Genomic DNA, 21949 nt, shown 5'->3' on the forward strand with positions numbered 1-21949 from the left:
GTCACTGACGTCGATCACTGTCCGGACCCCCGTCCCTGCTGGCACGGCCAGTCATATGATCATTTCATGTCAACATCAGCGGTACGGTTCGGACTCGTCGGGTACGGCTTCGGCGGGCGGTACTTCCACGCCCCCCTGATCGCCTCGGCCCCCGGCTGCGAGCTGGTCGGAGTGGTGACCACGAACCCGTCACGCCGGGACGAACTGGCCCGGGACCGGCCCGGTACGGCCGCGTACGACTCGTTGGCGGCGCTGGTCGAGGCGGGTGTGGAGGCGGTCGCGATCTCCACCCCGGCGGACACCCACGTGGCGCTGGCCCAGGAGGCGATTCGGTTCGGGCTGGCGGTCGTGGTCGACAAGCCGTTCGCGCTGGACCCCGTGTCAGCGCGGGAGACGGTGGAACTGGCCGAGCGCTCCGGAGTCGTACTGAGCGTCTACCAGAACCGTCGCTGGGACGCGGACCTGCTGACCGTGCGCCGGCTCATCGCGGACGGGGAACTGGGCGCGGTCACCCGCTTCGAGTCGCGGTTCGAGCGGTTCGACCCGGATCCGGGACCGCCGGCGGCGGGCGGCGGCACCCTGCGCGACTTCGGCAGCCACCTGGTCGACCAGGCCATGCTGCTCTTCGGCCCGGTCGCCCGGGTCTACGCCGAGATGCGGGTACGGGACGACCTCGGCGGTCTCGACGACGACTTCTTCGTCAGCTTGGAGCACGTCGGCGGCGTACGGTCCCAGCTCTGGGGCAGTTGGGTCCAGGGTGCGCCCGGCCCGCGGTTCCGGGTGACCGGCACCACCGGCAGTTACGTCATCGACGGCGCCGGCGGACAGGAGGACGACCTGATCGCGGGTCGGTCACCGGCCACCGAGGGTGAGCGCTGGGGGGTCGAACCCGAGGTGCGCTGGGGTCGTCTCCAGCGCGGTACGACCCGCAGCACCGTACCGACCGAACGCGGCCGGTGGGACACGTTCTACCCCGCCTTCGCCGCCGCCGTACGTGGAGCCGGCCCGGTGCCGGTCGACCCGTGGGACGCGGTCGCCAGCCTTGAGGTGCTCGCCGCGGCCCGGACCAGCGCGATCGAGGGCCGGGTGCTCGACCTCGCATAATCGTGAGACGCTGACCGATGTCTGGAAGCCCAGCGGGGATGGGGTTCGCGTGATGTCGTTCGGGTCGGTGGTGCCGTGGCGGCGACCCCGAGCAGGTGAGGGACGGGCACGGTTCACGCCGACCGTGGGCGGATTCGTCGTGCTGCTCTGGTTCGTCTGGGCCATGCTGGCCTGGTGGTCGGCACCCCGTCCGAGCGACGCCGACCAGGCGCGACGGGACATCGCCGCCGGTGCGGTGACCTCCGTCCGGACCGGCTGGGGTATTCGCCCCGGCGACTTCTGGGGTGCGACCCCCGACATGCGGGGCGACTACGGCGGCAGCGTGGTGGCCTGGACGACGACGTCCGGTCGGGTCCGTTACACCGACGCCGGTCCGCAGAGCACGATCGACCAGTCGGGCAACCAGACCGTCGGCGACATCCCGCCGCAACGCCGCCTGATCGCGGACCTGACGTCCGCGGTGGGACGCGGAGGTAGCGGAATCAACCTGCACTGGATCGGGTTCGCCGCCCAGTCGATCGCCACGGTGGCGATGGTGGTCTTCCTGTTCACCCTGGTCCCCGGAGCGGCTCCGGTCCACGGCACCAAGTGGTTCTGGTTCTGGATCTCGCTGATCCCGTACGGGCTGGGGGTGCTCGCCTGGGTGGGACGGGAACGGTGGCGGCCCGATCCGCGCGCGGCACTGGCGCAGAGGTTGCCCGGCGTCGACGGGCCGGGCTGGAAGCGGTGGCGCGGCTACGAGGGCTTCCTGATCGGCATCGGCCTCGGGCTCGCGTTGACCATGCTGACGTACGTTCTGCGCTGGATTCTCGGCCCCGTCGTCGTGCCGGGCTGACCGGGACCAGCAGCGACCGCCGTCCCGGCCGACAGGGCCGGAGACCGGCCTTCGGCCGAGAGCATGCTCACTCGGCTGGGACTCGGAAACCGGTTCCGCCCTACAGTGGCCCCCGGCGGCCCGGGTCGGTGCGGGGACCGCCGGTCGGCAGGAGTGGGGAGCTGGACGTGCGGGGTCGTGGTATCCGGGTACTGGTCGTCGGAGCCGGCATCGCTGGTCTGGCCACCGTCAGAGCGTTGCGTGACTGGGGGGCGACGATCGACCTGGTCGAGCGCTCCGCCGGCCTCACCACCACTGGCACCGGCCTCTACCTGCCCGGCAACGCGGCCCGCGCGCTGAGGACGCTGGGCCTGTTCAAGCCGGTCGCCGAGGCGGCCGTGGAGATCGAGCGGCAGCGCACCGCGAACAGCCGGGGTCGACGTCTCTTCGAGGTCGACGTGGCGCAACTGTGGCGCGGCGTGGGCCCCTGCCTCTCGCTGCACCGCGCCGAACTGCACCGGGTGCTGCTCGCCGGCATCGAGGAGCAACCGGTCCGCTGGGGTCGGCACCCGGTCACGCTGGTCGCGGAGGGGGAGCAGGTCGCGGTCGAGTTCGACGACGGCAGCACCGAGCGTTACGACCTGGTGATCGGTGCCGACGGGGTGAACTCGACCGTACGACGGCTGGCCTTCGACGGGGCGCAGCCGCGATCCCTCGACCAGTACGCCTACCGTTTCCTCGCCCCTCGGATCGACTCCGAACCGGTCTGGTCGGTGAGGTTCGGGCCGGGAACCCAGTTCCTGACCATTCCGATCAGCGCCGACCAGGTCTACTGCTACTACAACGCCGGCAAGGGGGGCGACCGACCCGGTTGGCGGGACGAGATCCGGGTCGGGTTCGGCGAGCCGGCGGCGACGCTGCTGGGCGCGCTCGACGACGCCGGGGCCGACGCGGTGTACGCCGGGCCGAACCGCGAGGTCGTGCTCGACTCGTGGACCCGGGGCGCGGTCCTGCTGATCGGCGACGCCGCACACGCCACGTCGCCGAACATGGCGCAGGGCGCCGCGATGGCGTTGGAGGACGCGCTCGTGCTGGCCGAGTCCCTGCGTACGGCAGGTACGGTCGGCGAGGCACTGCGCGGGTACGAACTGCGCCGTCGTCCGCGTACGGACTGGGTGCTCGGCCAGACCCACCGCCGGGATCACGCCCTCGGGCTGGCGCCGGTGCTGCGGGACACGGTCATGGCCGGGGTCGGCCGGCGGATGTTCCGGGCGAACTACGCCCCGCTCTTCCGCCAGCCCTGACCCGATCCCGCAGCCCTGACCGTCCCGTCAGCTACCGGCCCGGCGAGTTGGCCTAGCCGGTTCAGCCCATGCTCTTCGAGCCGTCGAGCGATTCACGGATGATGTCCGCGTGGCCGGCGTGCTGGGAGATCTCGGCGATGAGGTGTGCCGTCACTCGCCGTACCGACCAGGTCTTGCCCGGCTCGAACCAGGGCGCTGCCGGCAGCGGGTGGGACAGGTCCAGGTCGAGTGTGGCGATCAGTTCGTCGGTCTTCCGCGCCACCTGCTCGTACGCGTCGAGCAGGCCGGTGAGGGTCTCGCCGTCGACCATCCTGAAGGTGTCCGCCCACTCGGTGGGCTCTGCCTCGCCCCCGTGCTCCATCGCCTCGGCGCCGCCGACCATGAACCGCGCCCAGCCCTGCTCGGTCAGGGTCACGTGTTTGATCAGGCCACCCAGGGACAGCTCGCTCGCGGTGGTGCGGAGCGCCGCCTGCTCGTCGTCGAGGTCGCGGGTGGTGTAGCGGAGGAAGTAGCGCTGTTTACCCAGGGCTTCGAGCAGGTCCGCGCGCTCTCCGGTGAGAGTGCTGGTCGGCGTGGTCATGATGTCACCTTTCGGTCTGGGTCCGATGACTCAAAGTAAGTCAGCCCACCGACACTTCCGGGTCGAACCCAGTCTGGAACGATGCGGTCTGACGTGGACGTTGTGGTCGAGGAGCTGTACCAGGTATCCGGGATCAGACGGTTGGCCGAGCGGGTCGACTTCTGTGATCACTGCGTCGATCCCAACGCGGTTGAGGCTCTCCGCCGGACGCGGTTGACCGGCGGACCGCTCGGGACAACGCAAGTCCCTAACCGGGAACCCCGGGTGGGGACGACCAGCGCCAGGTAAGGGGCGGACGCCGTACCGGGGGTAGGGTGCCGGCGTGGCAAATCTCTTGAGAAACGTGGCGACACGCGTTGGCCAGATTGCCCGACGACGGTCCACCACCCCCACTCCGGGCCCCACTCCCGCCCAGGTCGCACGGCGGCGGCAGCTCGCGGCGCTGCAACGGCGACAGTTGACGTACGCACCGGAGCTGGACGGGCAGGCCGATCCGGGCGAGATTGTCTGGACCTGGGTGCCGTACGAGGACGATCCGCGTCAGGGCAAGGACCGCCCCGTGCTGGTCGTCGGCCGGCAGAGCCGCACCCTGTACGGCCTGATGCTCTCCAGCCAGAGTGAGCGCCACGGCCAGCGGCACTGGTTCGCGCTCGGACCCGGTGAGTGGGACCGGGACAACCGACCGAGCTTCCTGCGGCTCGACCGGGTGCTGACGATGCGGGAGGACAGCATCCGTCGTGAGGGCGCGGTGCTCGACCGGGCCCGGTTCGAGCGGGTCAGCGAGGCGTTGCGCGCCACGTACGGGTGGCGCTGACGGTATTGGGCGGGTCCGGTGAGAGGGCCGGACCCGAGCCGTCCACTCCTATCCGTCCACGATGAACGGATGACCGAACGGACGACCGAATGGTCGCACCAATGGGCGGGGCGGGCGCGCAATTCCGGAGTGGACGGATCGCGCCGCAAATCGCGCGTACGGTGGGCAGAAGATGGGCATTCTCGGAGGGATGGGATCGCCTGGGCGCGGCGTGTCGGCGTACTCTCGCCGGGCAGTGCTGGTCCGAGCCTTGTTCACCGAGCCGTGACGCCTCCCCGAGCGGGCGGCACGCCGTCCATTACGGTTTTTAGGCAAAGATTAGGAAAATGAGATCCGTCCGACAGTCGGGCGATTTTCGTAAGCTGATCTGGTAGGCGTCCAGCCGAGATTTAAGGCAGAAATAATCGTCCCGGCTCGAATAACGCACCGGCGCACTCGTACTCTTCCTGCTTGGAAGAAAGGTGTGCCTCCAGATGAAGTTGCGACCCACCCCCAGACAACGTCGGTCCGTCACCGCACTGCTGCTGCTGAGCGTCGCGCTCGCCGGTGGTTGCAAGGAACTGCCGACCACGCCCGGCGCGTCCGGACCATCCGGCTCGACCGGCATGGGCTCTACCGGCCCCACCGGCCCCACCGACCCGTCCGCCACTCCCGGTGCCCCCTCGGCCACCCCCGGTGGTTCCGCCTCGCCGAGCCCCTCGGCTACGGGCAGCGGTCCGAAGTCCCCCACCACCACCGCCGCCGCACCGCCGCCCACCTCGTCCGGTGGCTGGATCACCATCGACGCGGCTGCTCAGGCCGCCGCGACCAAGGCATTCTTCGCGCGCACGCCGAAGCCGGTGACCGGTAACCCGGTCCGGGTCGCCGAGTTCAACGTCGGCTGTAAGACCAGCCACCACAACAGCGACGACCCGATCGTGCTGCCGGGTCTGGCGGGTGCCTCGCACAACCACACGTTCTGGGGCAACAAGTCGACCAACGCCAAGTCGACCGCCGACTCGCTGCGGGCCTCCGCACCGACCACCTGCAACTCGCCCCAGGACCGCTCCGCCTACTGGGTGCCGACCATGTACCAGAACGGCAAGGTTGTCGACCCCGAGGACGTGACCGTCTACTACGGCTCCCGCCTCAAGGACCCGAGCAAGACGCAGCCATTCCCGTTCGGCTTCCGCATGGTCGTCGGCGACGCGAAGAACCAGGTCGACACCCCGGACAAGCAGGGCAACCACTTCTGGTGCGCCGGCATCGGCGGTGAGGTCGGCCGCAGCGCCGACAAGACCTTCCCGGTCTGCGCCCCGACCGCGCACATCGTCCGCCAGATCACCTTCCCGGACTGCTGGGACGGCAAGCACCTGGACAGCCCCGACCACAAGGCGCACGTGGCGAACGGTGACCACACCGGCGCCTGCCCGAAGAGCCACCCGGTGCCGATCCCCTCGGTGTCGTTCGTCATCGGCTACCCGCTGAGCGCGAACACCGACGGCATCACCCTGGCGTCCGGCACCTCCTTCTCGATGCACGCCGACTTCTTCAACGCGTGGGACGACGACGCCCTGGCGTCGCGGGTCCGCAACTGCCTGAACCAGAAGGCGAAGTGCAACTCGGCCGGTAACTTCTAGGCCGAAGGTCACCCTGCGCCACCAGACGGCGGCGGACGGCTCCCCGAACGGCGGGAGTGGTCCGCCGCCGTTGCGTGGTGCGTACCCCCCCGCGCTGGTTCAGGCGGGCGTGCCGTGGCGGCCCGCGCCCGCGGTGAAGCGGGCCGCGCCGGCAGCCGCGTCAGCGGCGAGCGAGTGCATGCCGTACCGGAGTTCGGCGGCGAGTGCGTCCGGTTCCGTTCGGCCGGCACCGGAGAGCAGGGCGAGCCGGTCGTTGCGCAGGCAGGTCTGGGGGAAAGCGGCGAGTTGGGCGGCGAGTTCCTCCGCCTCGGCGCGGGCACCGCCCGGGGCTGCGAGGCGGTTCACCAACCCCATCTCGTACGCCTCGACGGCTGGCACCGGGCGGCCGGTCAGGATCAGGTCCATGGCCCGGCTTTCGCCGATCAGCCGGGGCAGCCGTACGGTGCCACCGTCGATCAGGGGAACTCCCCAGCGTCGGGAGAGGACACCGAGGACCGCGTCGGATTCGGCGATCCGCAGATCACACCAGAGGGCGAGTTCCAGGCCACCGGCGACCGCGTGCCCGGAGATGGCGGCGAGCACCGGCTTGCGCAGCCGCATCCGGGTCGGTCCCATCGGGCCGTCGCCGTCCGGCTCCACCCGGTTGCCGCTCGGCGTACCAATGGCCTTGAGGTCGGCGCCGGAGCAGAACGTTCCGTTGGCGCCCCAGAGCACCGCGACGGAGGCGTTGGGGTCGGCGTCGAAGGCACGGAACGCGTCAGCGAGCGCGCGGGCGGTGGGGCCGTCGACCGCGTTACGGCGTTCGGGCCGGTCGAGGATCACCGTTGTCACCGGACCGCTGCGTTCCACCCGTACGACCATCGGTCCAGGATGCCCCGGTTCCGTTGGTTGTGGAACCGGTGACGTCAGAAGTGTCACCCCGGTCGTGCAGGATGGGCGCCAGGCGAACCGGGTCGGCACCTTAGACCGGCTGGACGCCACATCCGCCGGCGTCCGGGATCGACCAGCCCTGACCGGCTCGCGTCCGCCGGGTCGTGCTGTCGGTAATTCGAGTCCCTTCGATGTATATCGTCGAACATCTATCTACGTATCGGTAACATCGCGATGGGCGACAGTGGGTGCTTCGGAAGTGGAGATGTATCCGGAATTGTCGAGCGGAAAAGTGACACAAGCGAGTGTGACGGTTCCAACTGTCGTGTATCCGCCGGCCCCGAGAATGGGGAGCGATAACATCGCCAGGTACGGTCCTGTCGTGCCCGACGCCCCCCGACAGTTGATCGCCGACCGCTACCGACTGGTACATCCGCTCGGACAGGGCGGCATGGGCCGCGTATGGCAGGCCCGTGACGAAACGCTCGAACGGGATGTCGCCATCAAGGAGTTGGTGCCCCCGCCGGGACTGACCGACGACGAGCGCAGCGAGATGCGCGAGCGCTCGATGCGTGAGGCACGCGCGGTCGCCCGTCTCGACCAGGACAACGTGGTACGCATCTTCGACGTGGTACACGCCGGCGGCGACCCGTGGATCGTGATGGAGTTCGTGCAGTCGCGTTCACTGCACCAGGTCCTCCGGGCCGAGGGTGCGATGCCGCCGGCTCTTGTGGCACGGATCGGACAGGGCGTGCTGGCCGCGTTGCGCGCCGCGCACCGCGCCGGCGTACTGCACCGGGACGTCAAGCCGGCCAACGTGCTGCTCGCCGACGACGGTCGGGTGGTGCTGACCGACTTCGGCCTCGCCACGATTCCCGGTGACCCCCACGTGACCCAGACCGGCATGGTGCTCGGCTCGCCCGCGTACCTCGCCCCGGAGCGGGCGACAGACGGTCTCGTCGGCCCCGCCGCCGATCTCTGGTCGCTCGGTGCGACGCTCTACGCCGCGGTGGAGGGGCGCACCCCGTACAACCGGTCTTCGGCGATGGCGACGCTGGTCGCGCTGGCCACGGAGATTCCGCCGCCGGCCCAGCGCGCCGGTCTCCTGGCCGACCTGCTCGAAGGATTGTTGCGGCGCGACCCCGAGCAGCGGATCGACGCCGAGGAGGCGGAACGTCTGCTGAACAGGGCCGCCGCCGCGTACGCGATCCGCCCACCCGGGCCGGCGGGTCCGGCGGAGTTGGTGGTGCCGGCGGGCCTGCCGCGAGCAGGAGCCCCGGGCGCCCAGACCAACTCGGGTACACCGACCGGGCCGGCCGAGGAGCCCTACCCCCCGGTCGTGCCGGAACTCGTGCCGACCGCGACCGCCGCCGTGGCCGGCAGCGCGACCTTGAGCGGCACCCCGGCCACCATCGGCACCGGGACCGCGGCCACGACCGGCACCGGCACCGGCACCGGTACCGGGACCGCGGCCGTTGCCGGCCCGGCCGCCGGCGTGACGCCTTCGGCGCCGATGCCCACCGCCACACCAGTCGGGGTGGGTGCAGGGGGATTCGCGAAAGCCGGGAGCGGCGGCGCTCCTGGCGTTGATGCCCTACCGCCGAAGCGGCAGCGACGAGGGTTGGTGATCGGAACGGTCAGCGCCGCGGTACTGCTCGTGCTCATGGTTGGCCTCGCGCTGAGCGGTCACCTCGGTGGTGGTAGAGGGTCGGGGACAGAGCCGGCGCCGGGCGACAGTCAGTCCGTGCTCGCCGAGGCGGCGGTGTCGAGAACCCTCCCTCCGCCCGCGGCCGGCTGGCACTACTTCCGGGACAATCCGAACTTTTCCATGCTCGTGCCGGACGGGTGGCCGTGGCACCGTGACGGCAATCGGGTCGAGTTCCGCGAGCCGAACGGCTCGCGGACGCTCAGTGTCGAAGAGGTGGGTCAGGTCATGCCGGACCTGGTGGCCCAGGTGCGGGAGCGGGAGAAGTCCGAGCGTGGCAGCGGGCGGTACCCCGAGTATCGCCAGGTGCGGGTTGATGCGGTGGTCTATCACCTACGGGCCGCCGAGTGGGAGTGGACGTACACCCCGAAGGGCGACGTACGGATGCACGCCATCAGCCGGACGTTCGTCACCGCCAACGGCCAGGCGTACGCGATCGGCTGGATCACGCCGGACGACGTCTGGGTCAGCAGCCAGGAAGCCTTTTCGCTGGCGCTCGGGGGCTTCCAGATCACCTCGCCGCCAAGTTCGTCGGCACCGGGTCGGCCGGCATCTGGCCAGCCGACGCCAGGTCAACCGAGCGCGGGACAGCAGCTCCCGCCGCCGGTCGCGGGTACGCCCACGCCGAGTCCGGGGAACACCGGCCAGCAGGGAGTTACCCCGGCACCTCCGGCGGCACCGCCGGCGGCACCTCCGGCTGCTCCTCCGTCTCCGACCAAGCCGCAGCCCCCGGCGGTGGTCGGGGACGCGATCGTCAACAAGGGCAACGGGCGGTGCATCGACATCCCGGACAGCGTCGCCACCTCGGGCGTCCGGTTGCAGATGTGGAGCTGTGCGCACGTGGCGGGACAGCATTTCACCTTTCCCAGCGACGGTACGGTCCGTTCACTGGGCAAGTGCCTCGACGTGGCCGGGCGCTCGACGAGCAACGGGACGGCGGTCATCCTCGCCGACTGCAACGGCAACGCGTCCCAGAAGTTCACCCTGAACAAGGCGGAGGACCTGGTCAACGTGCGGGCGGACAGGTGCGTCGACGTGATCGACTCCAGGGACGGCAACGGCGTCAAGTTGCAGATCTGGGACTGCTCAGGCAAGGCCAATCAGAAGTGGCAACTCGGCTGAGCCCTGGCGCCGGTCGGCGGCGAGGGTCGGTTGGGCGCTCCAAACTGGTGGACAGGCAGCTTCGTCAGGGATAGCTTGACGTAGTGGATCAGTTGATGAACACCGCGCTGACCGTGGACGTGACCCCGGCTGCCCGCGCCGCCGAGCACGCGGCGGCGAACGAGGCCAGCCAGCAGGCGGACCTGCTGCTCGGCGGGCGACCGGTGCCCGGCTCCGCGCGGTGGCAGGCCGAACAGGACACTCCCGTCGGCGCGCAACGGGAGGTGGCGGCCCAGCTCCTCCGGTTCCGGATCGAGCTGAGGACGGGCATCGACCCGACCGGCAGCCTGATCGGGCTCCGCCGCTGGGGAGTGACCTGGGAGCTGATCGCGCGTGCCGCCGGAATCAGCCGCCAGGCCGCGCACGAGCGTTGGGGACGGCGCGTACGTCAGGTGCTCGACCCGTACGGGACCGGCGAACTCGGTGGTCCGGTCGCCGACGACGAGAAGGACCTGGGCTGAGCGGTGCTCCTACCCGGGTGCCGGGCGGCGGTTGAGGCGTTGTCCCATCGCCCGGGGCTCCGGCCGCAGTGCCGTACTCCCGGTGCCTGCGCCGACCGCGATCCCGTCGAACAGGTCGCGTACCGCCTCCCGCGCATCGTGCCGGGGGCGCCAACCCAACTCCTGCTCGGCCCGGGAACAGTCCACCAGCGGCACCCCGGCGGTGAGGTCGATCCACCCAGGTTCGGTCGGGAGCAGCCGCAGCCGCCACGCCGCCTTCGCCAGCATCCGGAGCAGGAAGATCGGCATCGGTATCGCCCGGCCGCCCAGATTCTCGGCGAGTACCGGCCCGTCGAGCACCGGCTCCGCGGCGATGTTGAAGGCACCCGACGCGTTGCCGCGCAAGGCCAACCGGTACGCCTCGGCGAGGTCGTCGGCGTGCACCACCTGAGCGCGTAGGCGCTTGTTCCGGGGTACCACCGGCAGCCGTCCCGAGCGCAACCAGGAGACCGGCAGCACCCGGCCGATGAAGTAGCGCCGGATCTGGGCACCCGCGTCCCGTTGGAACACCAACGCCTGCCGCATCCGGATCAACCGCAGCTCGGGGTGGTCGTGCTCGACCCCGTCGAGCAGCGCCTCCACCGCAGCCTTGTCGGTGCTGTCACCCGAACCACCGACCCCGGTCGCCGGCCAGCTCTCCGAGACCCGACGATCCTTCGGCCCCCGGGCGTACGCGCCGATCGACGAGGCGTACGCCAGGGTCGTCACCCCGGCCCCGTCGATCGCGTGCAGCAGGTGCCGCGTACCGGTCAGATTGGTACGCCGCAGCAGTGCCCGGCGGTGACTGGGCTGGATCTGCCAGGCCAGGTGGACCACCGCGTCGACGCCGTGCAGCACGTCGGTCAACCGGGGCACGTTGTCGGGTTCTCCGAGATCCAGTGCGTGCCACCGCACCCGGTCGTACGGGTGACCGGCGTCGGGCGGCGGTGGCCGCCGGGCGATGCCGATCAGCTCGATGTCCGGTTCGTCGGCCAGCCGGCGCAGCAGCGCGGTTCCGACGTTGCCGGTGGCTCCGGTGATGGCGATCCGCATCCCCGTCTCTACCCGCCCGACGTCCCGTCATACCTGTTCCACCGGCCCGGTTTGCTCCGTGTCGATCCGGGAATCCCTCGCCGATGCGAGCGGTGCTGACAAGACTCGAACAGGCGAACCAGCTGGACCGGGTGGGGGACCAGATCCAGCGTGGCATCTGGTCCGCGCTGCCCCGTCGCTGGATGCGGGACCTGCTGCACGGGGTCTGGCTCGGACATCCACTGCACCCGGTGCTGGTCCAGGTGCCGGTCGGCGCCTGGACCGCCAGCGCCATTCTCGACCTGCTGCCCGGCCAGCGTCGGGCCGCGACCACATTGGTAGCGGTCGGCACGATCGGCGCCGTACCAGCGGCGATCGCCGGATGGAACGACTGGGCGTCACTCTCCCAGGCGCAGCGGCGGGTCGGACTCGTCCACGCGATCGCGAACGGGATCGGCGTGGCGCTCTACGGTGCCTCCCTCGGCACCCGGCTGAGCGGCATGCACGGGATCGGCCGCATCCTCGGCTGGGCGGGCCTCTCCGCAGCGAGCGGCGGTGCCTTCCTCGGTGGACACCTCGCGTACAAGATGGGCGCCGGGGTCAACCAGGCCGTCCCCGAACTGCACCGCCTCGACGAGGGCTGGCATCCGGTCGCCGACCTCGGCGCGTTACCCGAGGCGAGCCTGGTGACCCGGAAGGTCAACGACGTCCCGGTGCTGATCTACCGGGACGGTGACCGGGTCACCGCGATGCTCGAACACTGCGGCCACCAGGGCGGGCCGCTCGGCGAGGGGGACGTCACCAAGGTCGACGGGCTGGTCTGCGTCGTCTGCCCGTGGCACGGCAGCACGTTCCGACTGGACAACGGCGAGGTGGTGCACGGCCCGAGCGCCACCGACCAGCAGACCCTGCCCACCCGGGTGATGGGCGGGGTGCTGGAGATCCGGCTCCCCTGACCGGGCACGTGTCCGAACCTGTCGGGGGCTTCAGTCCCTGCGGTGTCGACCGCCGTCACTGACGGTGCCGGTAGTGCTGGTCGCCGGTCGGCGTCGCAAACCGAGCACGGCGCCGATCTGGGCCCCGACGATGCTTGCCACCGCGATCACCGCCGACACCGCCAACGGCCGGTTGACGCTGCTCACCACGCTCGCCCGGGAGGCGCCGACCGCGTATGTGGTGACCTCGGCCGGCTGTTGGCGAGGCTGTTCCTGAGCCGGCGGCGGGGTCGGCTTCTCCGGCTCCGGCCAGCCGTTGGTGGGCGGTTCGACCGGCTTCGCCGCCGGTGGGGTCGCGACCAGGCCGGTGGCGTGCTCGCGTCTGCCCCGGTCTTCGGCGTCCGCCGGCAGGTGCAGTAGCTGGCCGGGTTTGATCCGGTCCGGGTTGCGGATCTCGTTGGCCCGAGCCAGGTCCCGGAACCGGTTGAAGTCACCGAGGTAGCGATCGGCGATCGTGCCGAGGTAGTCGCCCTCCTCCACCCGGTACACCGGGGCTGGTGCGTCCGCGGGGGTGCTCGGCGCCGCCAGCGAACGGGGTGCGGCTCCGGTGGCGGCGACCGGTTGGGCGAGTGGCGCCCCGCCGGTCTGCCCGTACGGTGCCGCCGCCCAGGCGCTCGGGGCGTACTCGGTCGTCGTCGACGGCCCGGCGGCGATCGCTGCCGGCGCGTACCCCGCGGTCGTCGCGGTGACCGGCGCGTAGGACGCGGCGGCGACGGTGCCGGCCGCCACCGACGTGGCCGCGGTCGCCGCCGGACTCGTCACCAGGATCAGGGCAGCCGCCCCGACCAGGGCCGCCACCGCCCGCTGCTGCCGGCGCAGACCGGGCAGTCGGAGCGCCGGCCGGCGCAGAATTCGGGCGGGCAGTTCCACGAGTACGGAGAGCGCGAACGTCGCCCAGCCCAACCAGCCGACGATCGCCAGTGCGCGCAGGAAGAGCTGCCCGTCGTCGCGGCTGGTGAGGGTGTCCCCGATCTCGGCGAGGGTCGGCACGTGGTCCGGCAGCGGGTTGCCCGCGACGGTGAGCAGCGCGATCGGCGCGCCGACCACCAGTCCGACCAGAATGAGGAGCGAGCAGAGACCGGTGAGGATCTGCCCGGTACGCCGGGCCGCCGATACGCGCGCTGCGGGCATGACGTCGCCTCCCTAGCTACGGTTCCGTACGGAGCAGAGCGGTGGCAGTGCCGCGTACGGTGACGGTGTTACCGAGTCCGAACAGGCCGAGCATGATCCGGTTGTACTGGACGTCGACGACGACGGTGAGGTCCTGTCCGTCGGCGACGGTGTCGAAGGTGACGTCGACCAGGGTGGCGTCGTCGACGTCCTCGATGTAATCCGCGATCGCGGTTTCCGCGTCGCCTTCGTCCACCACGATGCCGTTACCGCCGATGGCGGTCCCACGGTTGATTTGCTGGCCGCCGACCCGGGCCGCCTCGGCCGCCAGGTTGTCCGCCCGTTGCATGCTGCGTAGCTGCCCGGCCCCGTCGAGCGAGAGGCCGATGACCGCGATCAGCCCGGTCGCCGCCACCGCCAGGAAGGCGCTGACCCGGCCGGCGTCCCGTCCGTCAGCCCTGGCCATCACGTGCCACTCCCGCTCCGGCTGCGGTAGCGGTCGACAGGGGAGACGAAGGTCGACTCGCGCCAGTCGCTTGCGATCATGTTCAGCGCGGGCATGCTCAGGTCCTCGTAGACCACCAGGCAGTTGACCGTTGCCCGTACCGACACGTCCGACCCGAGCGGCTGGTTGAACGCGTTGTCGAGCGACGTCTCGTTGTCGCCGACGATGCCGTCCAGCGCGATCGTGATGGACGAGCAGGTGAGGTCCGACCAGGCCAGTTGTGCTGTCACAGCCGCCGCCGCGCCCTGCTGCGCCTCGTCGGGAGAGCGGGCGATGGACGCGGCACGGGCGGCGTCGTGGGCCGCCGCCCCGACCGCCTCGTCCGCGAGGGCGGTCCGACCGGCCATGGCGGCGAGCAGGAGCAGCCCGATGAAGGCGGGTGCCAGCACGGCCGTTTCCACCGAGACCGACCCTCGGCTCTCCTGTCGTCGGGTGCGCCAACTCATGGGACCACGTCCGTCAGCCGTTCCACCGTGCCGTGCGAGGTCTCGCTGATCGGGGGGAGCGGTATCAACGGCACCACGCGGATGGCCTGCCCGGTCACGGTCGCGCTCACCTCGGTGTCGCCGGGACCGACCGGGGTGACCTCGACCTCCGCGTCGACCAACCAGTCACCGGCCCGGTCCAGGAACACCCAGGCCCGGGTTTCGCCGACGCCGGCACCGGCCTCGTAGGTCCGTTGTGCGTTCACCGCCTCCTGGGCGGCGTTCAGCGCGGTCGAGCGGGCCATGTACCAGATCGCCGCCTGGAGCGAGACGAAGACCAGCACGAAGATCGCGGGGAGGACGACGGCCAGTTCCACCGGCGACGCCCCCCGGTCCCCGTTCCCGGACGCCCCCCGGTCTCCGTTTCCGGGCGCGCTCCGGTCTCCGTTTCCGGGCGCGCTCCGGTTCCGGGCCACCGGGGTGGTCCGGAACCGGAGGATCGCCGGAACAGCGCGCATCGGGTCAGTTGTCGACGCCCGGCGGGTTCCCACCGACCGGGTCGGCCGGGTCCGGGATGTCGTCCAGCCACGCGTTGGTCATGGTGAAAATGAAGGTGGTCACGGCCATGGCGATGACCACCATGCCCAGGATGATCACGGCGGTCGGGACGGGGCTGTCGCCGCGATCCCGCTCCTTGACATCGCGCATCTCGGCCCAGCGCAGCGCGATGGCGGTGGACAGATAGAGGACGGGCCTCATGACGTACTCCTCTTTCCTGGTGGATTCATTTCGATCGGGGGTCGGGGGTCAGATCCGGGCGATGAACGGGTAGAGGATGAAGCCGATCAGGACGAACACCAGCAGCGCGCCGGGAATGTCCAGTCGACTGGTGACCGCCTCGGCCTTGGCCAGGCTGTCGGTACGGATCTGGTCGCGCAACGAATCAGCGCGACCACGTAACGTGTCGTGCACCTGGGCGCCATCGGTCCCGGAGGACTGCATGATCGCCCCCACGTCGCCGAGTTCGGCGACGCCGATCTTCTCGGCGAGGTCCCGCAACTCGTCCCAGGGCGAGTGCATCTGCAACTGCGCCATCCGCAACGCCTCGCGGATGCGTTCGAACACCCAGCCGTCGCAGACGGCGGCAGCACGTTCGAGCGCCTGCACCGGCCCGTGTGCCGCCGAGAGCTGCAGGGCGACCAGGTCCAGATAGGCGCAGACCGCCTGCCGGAACTCCCCGCTGGCCTTGTCGGCCTTGGTCAGGACACTGCGGTGCGCCATGTACGCCGCGAGCGCGCCGAGCAGCAGACCGGCCACCGTGGGCACGACGATCGGCAGCCGTACGCCGGCCATGAACAGGGCCGCCACCGTGACCACCGGCAGTGCCAGTCCGATCAGGCCGCTGACCACCACCGAGAGCGTGTACTGCTCCGACGTCTGACCGATCAGGGCCAACTCGCGGGTGGGCGGGCGGAGCCACCGGGTGACCCCGCTGATCCACTCCAGATCCCTCGACGTGGTCGTGCTCCGTACGGGCGCGGCCGGCTGGTGCAGCCTCCGCAGGGCTGGTCCGAGTGCGGGAGTCGCCGGTAGCGCCTCCCGGAGCAGGAGGAAGACACCCAGTCCGGCCGCCGAACCGCCGAGCACCCCGATGGTGAGCTGCCAGTTGAGGATCACGCCAGCACCTCGTCCGGTGTCGGGGCGGCGAGGAAGCGGGCCGGGCGGGGCGGTTGGCTCATCGCCCGTACCCAGGCCAGCAGCGCGATGAAGGCGCTCCCCAGCACGATCATCACGAGTTGGCCCGAGGCGCTGCCGTACGGGCGCATGTAGTCCGGGTTCACGAGCCCGTAGCCGAGGACCAGCAGGGTCATGCCGGTCAGGAAGCGGACCGCGAACCGGGGCTGGGTACGTTTCGCCTCCACCTCGCGTCGGGTGGCCACCTCGGCCGCCGCCGCCGAGGCGATCGAGCCGAGTACGTCGCCGAGCCGCTCACCGCGATCGGTCAGGTGCAGGATCAGTGCCGCCACCACCTGGTCGCAGACCGGGTCGGCGATGTCGTCGGCGAACCCGAGCAGCGCCGGCCTCGCCATCCAGCCGGCCTGGAGTCGGGCGGCGAGCAGGCGTACCTCCTCCTCGATCTCGACCGGGGTGGTGGAGACCGTGCCGATGATGGCCTGTTGCAGGCCCTGCCCGGTGCCGGACATGTCCTTCAGGCGCCGGGTCCACTCGCCGACCGCCTCGATCCGGGCGATCGCCCGCTGTTCGGCCTTGCCGGCGGAGAAGAGCCACGGGGTGCCGAGCACCGCCACCGTGATCAGCAAGCCTGCGACCGGCAGCCCGGTCAGCAGGAACGAGAGGGCGCCGAGCAGCACCGCGGCACCGAGGAACGCCTGGTGCCGGAGTTGCTCCGACCGGGTGGTGCCGCTGCCCCGCCACAGCCGTTGCAGCCACTGGTTCGAGTCGCTCCCCGGCATCCGGGCTGGCCGGGTGGTGCCGATCAGCGCAACGACCAGCAGGATCAGGCCGGCCACGCAGGCCGCCCCGGCGAGGACCGCGATCAGTTCGACGTTGCCCAGCGGCATCACCGGACCACCCCGCTCATCCGGACCACCCCGCTCATCCGGACCACCCTGCTCATCCGCGCTGCGCTGTTCATCCGCGCCGCCTCAGTTGGCTACGGCGTGGCCGGCGCCAGGCACCCTGGCCGGCCTCGATGTAGCGGCTCAGCAGCCGGGCGTCGTACCCGATCCGGAGCAGTTGGTCACGGACCCGCTCCGGCAGGTGCTTCGGGACGGCCCGGCCGTCCGGTCCTGGGCCGAAGATCGTGGTGGTGGTGATCCGACCGCTCTCCCCGGCACCGATGACCTCCTCGATATGGGAGACGAACCGGTGCTTGCGCCCCCCGATCGCGGTCTCGTCCTCGACCGTGACGTAGACGATCAGGTCGAGCGCGTTGCCGGCCATCCGGCGGGCCTGGTCGACGGTCATCTCCCGGCCGTGGGAGAGCGCCAGCTCGATGATCCGCTCGCTCACCCCCGCCGGGGTACGGGCGTGGATGGTGCACATCGAGCCACGGCTGGTCGTCATCGCCTGCAACATCGGCACGATCTCGCGGGACCGGACCTCGCCGACGATGATCCGGAGTACGCCCATCCGCAGCGACACCGGAATCAGGTCGGCGATGGTCACCTCACCGGCCGGGCGCCCGTCGAGCCCGCGTTCGCCGTGTCCCTCGCGGGACTCGAAGCTCATCACCGCGCGGTGTTTGATCCCGCGTCGGGTGGGGAGCAGTTCCCGACTCTCCTCCAACACCACGTACGGCTCGTCCGCCGGGATCTCGTCCATCAGCGCCCGGATGACGGTGGTCTTCCCGGCGCCAGCCAGCCCGGCAACCATGATGTTCAGACCGGCAGCCATCGCCGCCCGGAGGAAGTCGCGGATCAGCAGGTCGATCATCTCGTCCAGGTCGCCCCGCTCACCGGCGATCTCGTCGAGGCTCACGTCCAGCGTGTTGTGCTTTCGGATCACCGCGTACGGGCGGTGGCTGACGAGGTAGACCGCGGCGAGCCGGCTGCCGTCGGGCAACTGGAGGTCGAGCGTGGGCTTCGAGGTGGAGAGCGACCGCTCGGTGGAGCCAGCCCGGCGGGCGGCGGCCTGGAGGATCTCCACCAACTCCTCGTCGCTGTCCGCGATCGGGTCGGCCCAGTCGACGCCACCGCCGTGCCGGGTGATCCGGACCAGGTCGCAGCCGAGGATGTGCACCTCTTCGATGGTCTGGTCGACCAGCAGGGTCTGTAACCGCCCCAACCCGACCAGTTCGGCGGTGACCTGGTCGAGCAGGGCGCGTTCCTCGCCAGCGTGCATCGGCGTACCGGCCCGGCGGGCACCGTCGGCGTACTCGCCCACCACGGCGACCGCGAGCCTGGCCCGCTCGGTGTCCTCCTCGGCGGTGGTGAACTCCCGACCGCGCTGCCAGAGGGTGAGTCGTTCGCTGAGTTCGCGCCGGAGTTCGCGGACGACCGCGAAGTCGATCCGTGGGCGGTGGGCCGGCGGCGGGAGCGCGGTGGGTGGCACGCCGAGACCCACGACCGGGTACGCCGGGTTCTGGTGGACCGGGGTGCCATTGCCGTTCGGCGGGGGAGCCGGCGGGCGTTGGTGCCGACCGTTGGTGGGGATCGGCGGCACCGTGGAGGTGACGCCGTTGTCCCGTTGCCGGGGGTCGTGGGAGACGGGCTCAAACCGCATGCGGAACCTCCTGGACGGTCATCGGCCAGGTGAGTCGGGCCCGGCGACGGTCCAGCAGGGTGCGGATCGGCACCTCCAGGGCGCCGGCCGCGTTCATCAGCGGCCGTTTCGCCCGTACGGTGCCGCCGTGGCTGAGCACCTCGGCGGTACGCGAGTCGTGCGGCAGGTGGGCGATCACCGGCAGGCCCAGCGCCTTGCTCACCTCGCTCCGGCTGTGGCCGTTGCCGACCAGCAGCAGCCGTAGCGAACCGGGAGGCACCCGGTGCTCGGCGAAGTCCCGTTCGATCGCCTTGATCGTGGAGCGGGCGCTGGAGACGTCGGAGAGATGGGCGCCGGTGACGACCAGCACGATCGCCGCCGCCCGCAGGACCGGCCACGGTGGCGCGACGACCTGTAACCGTCCACAGTCGACGAGTACGTCGTACGCCGGCTGGCCGCGTTCCAGTTCCTGGAAGAAGTCGGCGAAGCGTTGCCAGAGTGGGGTGACACTGCCGGCCTGGGCTGGGTCGACCACCCCGGGCAGCAGCAGTCGTTCCCGCTTGGGTGCGTCCAGGTCGACCAGTTGGGACCAGAACGACGTCTCCAGGTTGCCGTCGCGCAGCTCGCCGACGGCCAGTTCACCGATGCCGCGTGGCCCGTCGAGCGCGCCGCCGAGGTAACCGGCGAGCACCGAACCGCCGGCCGGGTCGCACTCGGCGAGGATCACCCGCCGGTGCCAGGAGAGGGTGCAGGCGAGGGCGGCGGTGGTGACTCCGGGGGAGCCCTTGGCGGAGACGAAGGCGACCACGGCCATGTTCAGGCCGCCGAGGTGAGTACGACGGCGATCCGGTTGTTGGCGTTCAGGGCCACCACCGCCGGTACGTCGCGGACCGCGAGTGCCAGGTAGAGGACCACGGTGTTGTTGTCCGGTACGGAGGTGTCGATGACCGTGGTCTCGAACCGGGTGGTCGCCGCGTCGGCCTCGCTCTTGCTCTTGTCCGGCAGGCCGATGAGCAGCAGCTTGTCGCCGGGGCGGAGCTTCTTCGCCGGGACCGCGCCGATCCGTTGGCTGATCGCGATCTGTTGCTGACCGGGGCCGAGCATCGGCTTGTCGGTGAGCTGGTTCGCGGTGAGCAGCGTTCCGGGGGTGAGCGTCACGGCGGCGCGTTTGCCGACCACGTCCCGGAGGCGGCTCGCCGCGATCGGGGCCAGACCCTGGCCACCGGCCACCTCGACCCGGGTGACGTCGTCGGCGGTGAGCAGGCTGCCGACGGCGACCGGCCGGGCGACCGCGAGGTAGCTGCCGGTGGCGCGTACCGAGGTGATCGCGAAGGCGGAGCCGAGTCCGCCGAGCGCGACGAGGAGCACCGCCAGGCCGAGCAGACCGGGGCGGATGCGCCGTTGGCGGACCACCTTCGGCGGGGCCACCGGTGCGTCGACCGGTCCAGGGACGTTGCGGGCGGGTGCGACGGTCACCGGGTCACCACCTGAAGTTCGTCGATCTCGATTGCTACGGGCTCGCTGAACCGGACGGTGGTGAGGACGCCGCTCGCGCCACTGTTGCTCTCCCAGGTCACCTTCCAGTGGGTGGTGGCGCTGATCTCGTATGGCGTGCCCACGGTCGGCTTCGGATAACCGGACATGTATCCGCAGGGCGGTTCCGCGTTGGCGTCGGTGGCCGGGTCGAATTTCCCGTGCTCGACCTCTTGCCGGGTGCAGGTGATCCAGGCGTCGTTGCCCATGTCCCAGACGACCTTCTCGACCTGTGCGCTGATCCAGACCACCACGCCCCGGTCCTCGGCCGAGTTGGGGATCGGGCCCCAGTTGTTCAGCCCGCGATCCTCGACCCAGAGCCAGATCGGCAGTCCGACCAGGCCGGGCTTTCCCCTGGGCTTGGGTGCGACGTTGACCTCCACGGCGACGAGGTCGATGTCAGCCAGGGCCTGGGCGGCGAGGTCGGCCGGGTCCGGGGCGTCGCCGAAGCCGGGCGGCGGTTCGTCCAGGTCGATCGGCTCCTGGCCGCCGACGCCGCCGTCGCCACAACTGCGCAGGTACGAGTCCCAGCCCTCCGGTACGCCGTCGGGCTGGGGTTCCTGGAGCTTGTAGTAGCAGCCGTCGGCCTGGCTGAACCAGCCGAGCAGTGGGTCGTAGCAGCGCATCGGCTGGCCGTTGCGGGTGCACTTGCGGGCCGTGCCGCCGTTGCCGCCGCCGGAGTCGTCGTCTCCGGGCCCACCCGGGTTGTCTCCGCGGCCGTCCCAGACGTAGCAGTTGGTCTGGGTGGGTGGGCAGATCGCGCCGGGGTTGGCGGAGGCCGAACCGGTGAGTCCCAGGGCCAGGGTCAGGGTCGCGAGCGCGCCGACGGTGAGCAGTCGCCGGGTGGGGCCGGTGCGCCGGGTCAGCATGGCTGGTCCCGGTGTGCGGTGCCGGAGCTGATCAGCCAGCGGCCGTCCGGGTAGCGGGTGGCGGTCGCGGTCGCGAGGTAGCGGCCACTGGCGGAGCCGGGGACCACCGACTTGTCCTTGATGTAGATCAGCCGGTATCCGGTGCCGTCCAGGCAGTCCTGGATCGAGGCGCTGGCCGGGACGGTGTCCAGCCGGACGTCGGTCACCTGCGGATCGGAGATGAGCGTGCCGGTACGCATCGCGCCGTGCTCCTTCGCGTCACGAATGGCGAGCCGAACCTGGGTCAGCAGTGGATCGCCCAGATACTTCTTGAGCGCCGGGTGGAGGGGGTTCGACGATTTTTCGGCCTCAAGGGAGGCGTCGATATAGCCGGCATAGGCGGCGAGCGCGGCCTTCGACGCCGCTGCCTGCTCCGGGCCGAGAGGCTCCGTGGCGGCGGGAGTGGCGTCCGGTGACGCCGGTATGCCGGACTCCTGGTCCTTTGAGCAGCCGGCACCCAAGGCGACCATCGCGATCGCGACGAGGACGGCGGGGAGGCTGCCCAATCGCTTTGCGCGCAACGGTTTTTCCTCTCTTTCCGTCGCTCGCCGTCGGAACACCGGAGGGCTGGATCAGCCGATCTGGCCTGGTGAGGTGGGCCGTGCCGGTGGTGCTGGCACGCTACGGCAGGCGTACGTGACTCGTGCCAGAGTCTGGTGCCGCCGTACAAACATTTACTTGTATGGATCTGTGCCGATCTTGTCCTTTTTGTATTTCACTGCCGGATCGGTGGGTTGACCTGTTGTCGCCCGACGGTTGTGCGTCAC

The 21949-nt window shown here is 70.7% G+C and carries 23 protein-coding genes; 8 read left to right on the forward strand and 15 right to left on the reverse strand.

Features of this window, described 5'->3' with window-relative positions; genetic code table 11:
- Positions 1–66 precede the first annotated feature (66 nt).
- The 3 genes from ACIBF5_RS04735 (at position 67) to ACIBF5_RS04745 (ending at position 3222) form a co-directional block, all read left to right on the forward strand.
- Positions 67–1104 (forward strand): Gfo/Idh/MocA family oxidoreductase, encoded by a 1038-nt coding sequence (locus ACIBF5_RS04735; RefSeq protein ID WP_396808101.1) that lies wholly within the window; start codon positions 67–69, stop codon positions 1102–1104.
- A 52-nt stretch (positions 1105–1156) separates the two neighbouring features.
- Entirely contained in the window at positions 1157–1939 is a 783-nt protein-coding gene (locus tag ACIBF5_RS04740; protein WP_396808103.1) for a hypothetical protein, read from the forward strand.
- 167 nt (positions 1940–2106) lie between these two features.
- Positions 2107–3222, forward strand: coding sequence for an FAD-dependent monooxygenase (locus tag ACIBF5_RS04745; RefSeq protein ID WP_396808105.1), 1116 nt, complete (start codon positions 2107–2109; stop codon positions 3220–3222).
- Positions 3223–3283: 61 nt separating this feature from the next.
- On the opposite strand, the gene ACIBF5_RS04750 is transcribed toward ACIBF5_RS04745, so the two are convergent.
- On the reverse strand, positions 3284–3802 hold the full coding sequence (locus ACIBF5_RS04750; protein WP_396808107.1) for a DinB family protein: 519 nt from the start codon (positions 3800–3802) through the stop codon (positions 3284–3286).
- Between the two features lie 343 nt (positions 3803–4145).
- On the opposite strand from ACIBF5_RS04750, the gene ACIBF5_RS04755 reads away from it, so the two are divergent.
- Together ACIBF5_RS04755 and ACIBF5_RS04760 are read left to right on the forward strand one after the other, a co-directional pair.
- On the forward strand, positions 4146–4616 hold the full coding sequence (locus tag ACIBF5_RS04755; RefSeq protein ID WP_396808109.1) for a type II toxin-antitoxin system PemK/MazF family toxin: 471 nt from the start codon (positions 4146–4148) through the stop codon (positions 4614–4616).
- Positions 4617–5089: 473 nt separating this feature from the next.
- A complete protein-coding gene (locus ACIBF5_RS04760) occupies positions 5090–6235 on the forward strand; it encodes a DUF1996 domain-containing protein (RefSeq protein WP_396808111.1) in 1146 nt (381 codons plus the stop codon).
- Between the two features lie 99 nt (positions 6236–6334).
- Here ACIBF5_RS04760 and ACIBF5_RS04765 read toward each other — a convergent pair whose 3' ends face one another.
- Complete coding sequence (locus ACIBF5_RS04765) at positions 6335–7096, reverse strand: crotonase/enoyl-CoA hydratase family protein (RefSeq protein ID WP_396808113.1); 762 nt, start codon at positions 7094–7096, stop codon at positions 6335–6337.
- 391 nt (positions 7097–7487) lie between these two features.
- Between ACIBF5_RS04765 and ACIBF5_RS04770 the strand changes: the two genes are divergently transcribed.
- Together ACIBF5_RS04770 and ACIBF5_RS04775 are read left to right on the forward strand one after the other, a co-directional pair.
- Positions 7488–9932 (forward strand): protein kinase, encoded by a 2445-nt coding sequence (locus ACIBF5_RS04770; RefSeq protein ID WP_396808115.1) that lies wholly within the window; start codon positions 7488–7490, stop codon positions 9930–9932.
- A gap of 83 nt (positions 9933–10015) precedes the next feature.
- Positions 10016–10432, forward strand: a complete 417-nt coding sequence (locus ACIBF5_RS04775) for a hypothetical protein (RefSeq protein ID WP_396808117.1) — start codon at positions 10016–10018, stop codon at positions 10430–10432.
- A gap of 9 nt (positions 10433–10441) precedes the next feature.
- On the opposite strand, the gene ACIBF5_RS04780 is transcribed toward ACIBF5_RS04775, so the two are convergent.
- Positions 10442–11503, reverse strand: a complete 1062-nt coding sequence (locus ACIBF5_RS04780; RefSeq protein ID WP_396808119.1) for an NAD-dependent epimerase/dehydratase family protein — start codon at positions 11501–11503, stop codon at positions 10442–10444.
- 83 nt (positions 11504–11586) lie between these two features.
- On the opposite strand from ACIBF5_RS04780, the gene ACIBF5_RS04785 reads away from it, so the two are divergent.
- Positions 11587–12438, forward strand: a complete 852-nt coding sequence (locus ACIBF5_RS04785) for a Rieske 2Fe-2S domain-containing protein (protein WP_396808121.1) — start codon at positions 11587–11589, stop codon at positions 12436–12438.
- Positions 12439–12468: 30 nt separating this feature from the next.
- Here the strand turns inward: ACIBF5_RS04785 and ACIBF5_RS04790 are convergent, their stop codons facing one another.
- The 12 genes from ACIBF5_RS04790 to ACIBF5_RS04845 all read right to left on the reverse strand — a co-directional run bounded on the left by ACIBF5_RS04790 (position 12469) and on the right by ACIBF5_RS04845 (position 21652).
- Positions 12469–13608: a LysM peptidoglycan-binding domain-containing protein gene (locus ACIBF5_RS04790; protein WP_396808122.1), complete on the reverse strand. Its 1140-nt coding sequence runs from the start codon at positions 13606–13608 to the stop codon at positions 12469–12471.
- 16 nt (positions 13609–13624) lie between these two features.
- Entirely contained in the window at positions 13625–14053 is a 429-nt protein-coding gene (locus ACIBF5_RS04795) for a hypothetical protein (protein ID WP_396808124.1), read from the reverse strand.
- A complete protein-coding gene (locus ACIBF5_RS04800; protein ID WP_396808126.1) occupies positions 14053–14538 on the reverse strand; it encodes a TadE/TadG family type IV pilus assembly protein in 486 nt (161 codons plus the stop codon). The genes ACIBF5_RS04795 and ACIBF5_RS04800 overlap by 1 nt, the downstream gene beginning before the upstream one ends.
- On the reverse strand, positions 14535–15035 hold the full coding sequence (locus ACIBF5_RS04805) for a TadE/TadG family type IV pilus assembly protein (protein WP_396808127.1): 501 nt from the start codon (positions 15033–15035) through the stop codon (positions 14535–14537). The genes ACIBF5_RS04800 and ACIBF5_RS04805 overlap by 4 nt, the downstream gene beginning before the upstream one ends.
- Before the next feature lie 4 nt (positions 15036–15039).
- Positions 15040–15276, reverse strand: a complete 237-nt coding sequence (locus ACIBF5_RS04810; protein ID WP_396808129.1) for a hypothetical protein — start codon at positions 15274–15276, stop codon at positions 15040–15042.
- Positions 15277–15324: 48 nt separating this feature from the next.
- Positions 15325–16191: a type II secretion system F family protein gene (locus tag ACIBF5_RS04815; protein ID WP_396808296.1), complete on the reverse strand. Its 867-nt coding sequence runs from the start codon at positions 16189–16191 to the stop codon at positions 15325–15327.
- Entirely contained in the window at positions 16191–17099 is a 909-nt protein-coding gene (locus ACIBF5_RS04820) for a type II secretion system F family protein (RefSeq protein ID WP_396808131.1), read from the reverse strand. Before ACIBF5_RS04820 ends, ACIBF5_RS04815 begins: the two co-directional genes overlap by 1 nt.
- Positions 17100–17169: 70 nt before the next feature.
- A complete protein-coding gene (locus ACIBF5_RS04825) occupies positions 17170–18762 on the reverse strand; it encodes a CpaF family protein (RefSeq protein ID WP_396808133.1) in 1593 nt (530 codons plus the stop codon).
- Positions 18752–19555: a ParA family protein gene (locus tag ACIBF5_RS04830; protein WP_396808134.1), complete on the reverse strand. Its 804-nt coding sequence runs from the start codon at positions 19553–19555 to the stop codon at positions 18752–18754. Before ACIBF5_RS04830 ends, ACIBF5_RS04825 begins: the two co-directional genes overlap by 11 nt.
- Positions 19556–19557: 2 nt before the next feature.
- Complete coding sequence (locus ACIBF5_RS04835; protein WP_396808136.1) at positions 19558–20217, reverse strand: SAF domain-containing protein; 660 nt, start codon at positions 20215–20217, stop codon at positions 19558–19560.
- A complete protein-coding gene (locus tag ACIBF5_RS04840) occupies positions 20214–21143 on the reverse strand; it encodes a hypothetical protein (protein WP_396808138.1) in 930 nt (309 codons plus the stop codon). Before ACIBF5_RS04840 ends, ACIBF5_RS04835 begins: the two co-directional genes overlap by 4 nt.
- Entirely contained in the window at positions 21137–21652 is a 516-nt protein-coding gene (locus tag ACIBF5_RS04845) for a hypothetical protein (protein ID WP_396808298.1), read from the reverse strand. Before ACIBF5_RS04845 ends, ACIBF5_RS04840 begins: the two co-directional genes overlap by 7 nt.
- Between the last annotated feature and the right edge of the window lie 297 nt (positions 21653–21949).

The organism is Micromonospora sp. NPDC050417, from assembly GCF_044458865.1.
GTDB lineage: Bacteria > Actinomycetota > Actinomycetes > Mycobacteriales > Micromonosporaceae > Micromonospora_G.

Excerpts from the sequence above, each read along its gene's own strand:
- ACIBF5_RS04805 (WP_396808127.1), bottom strand. The coding sequence starts at position 15,035 with ATGCGCGCTGTTCCGGCGATCCTCCGGTTCCGGACCACCCCGGTGGCC.
- ACIBF5_RS04765 (WP_396808113.1), bottom strand. The coding sequence starts at position 7,096 with ATGGTCGTACGGGTGGAACGCAGCGGTCCGGTGACAACGGTGATCCTC.
- ACIBF5_RS04735 (WP_396808101.1), top strand. The coding sequence starts at position 67 with ATGTCAACATCAGCGGTACGGTTCGGACTCGTCGGGTACGGCTTCGGC.
- ACIBF5_RS04845 (WP_396808298.1), bottom strand. The coding sequence starts at position 21,652 with ATGGTCGCCTTGGGTGCCGGCTGCTCAAAGGACCAGGAGTCCGGCATA.
- ACIBF5_RS04790 (WP_396808122.1), bottom strand. The coding sequence starts at position 13,608 with ATGCCCGCAGCGCGCGTATCGGCGGCCCGGCGTACCGGGCAGATCCTC.
- ACIBF5_RS04785 (WP_396808121.1), top strand. The coding sequence starts at position 11,587 with ATGCGAGCGGTGCTGACAAGACTCGAACAGGCGAACCAGCTGGACCGG.
- ACIBF5_RS04750 (WP_396808107.1), bottom strand. The coding sequence starts at position 3,802 with ATGACCACGCCGACCAGCACTCTCACCGGAGAGCGCGCGGACCTGCTC.
- ACIBF5_RS04840 (WP_396808138.1), bottom strand. The coding sequence starts at position 21,143 with ATGCTGACCCGGCGCACCGGCCCCACCCGGCGACTGCTCACCGTCGGC.
- ACIBF5_RS04760 (WP_396808111.1), top strand. The coding sequence starts at position 5,090 with ATGAAGTTGCGACCCACCCCCAGACAACGTCGGTCCGTCACCGCACTG.
- ACIBF5_RS04795 (WP_396808124.1), bottom strand. The coding sequence starts at position 14,053 with ATGGCCAGGGCTGACGGACGGGACGCCGGCCGGGTCAGCGCCTTCCTG.
- ACIBF5_RS04820 (WP_396808131.1), bottom strand. The coding sequence starts at position 17,099 with ATGCCGCTGGGCAACGTCGAACTGATCGCGGTCCTCGCCGGGGCGGCC.
- ACIBF5_RS04800 (WP_396808126.1), bottom strand. The coding sequence starts at position 14,538 with ATGAGTTGGCGCACCCGACGACAGGAGAGCCGAGGGTCGGTCTCGGTG.
- ACIBF5_RS04780 (WP_396808119.1), bottom strand. The coding sequence starts at position 11,503 with ATGCGGATCGCCATCACCGGAGCCACCGGCAACGTCGGAACCGCGCTG.
- ACIBF5_RS04825 (WP_396808133.1), bottom strand. The coding sequence starts at position 18,762 with ATGCGGTTTGAGCCCGTCTCCCACGACCCCCGGCAACGGGACAACGGC.
- ACIBF5_RS04830 (WP_396808134.1), bottom strand. The coding sequence starts at position 19,555 with ATGGCCGTGGTCGCCTTCGTCTCCGCCAAGGGCTCCCCCGGAGTCACC.
- ACIBF5_RS04740 (WP_396808103.1), top strand. The coding sequence starts at position 1,157 with ATGTCGTTCGGGTCGGTGGTGCCGTGGCGGCGACCCCGAGCAGGTGAG.
- ACIBF5_RS04810 (WP_396808129.1), bottom strand. The coding sequence starts at position 15,276 with ATGAGGCCCGTCCTCTATCTGTCCACCGCCATCGCGCTGCGCTGGGCC.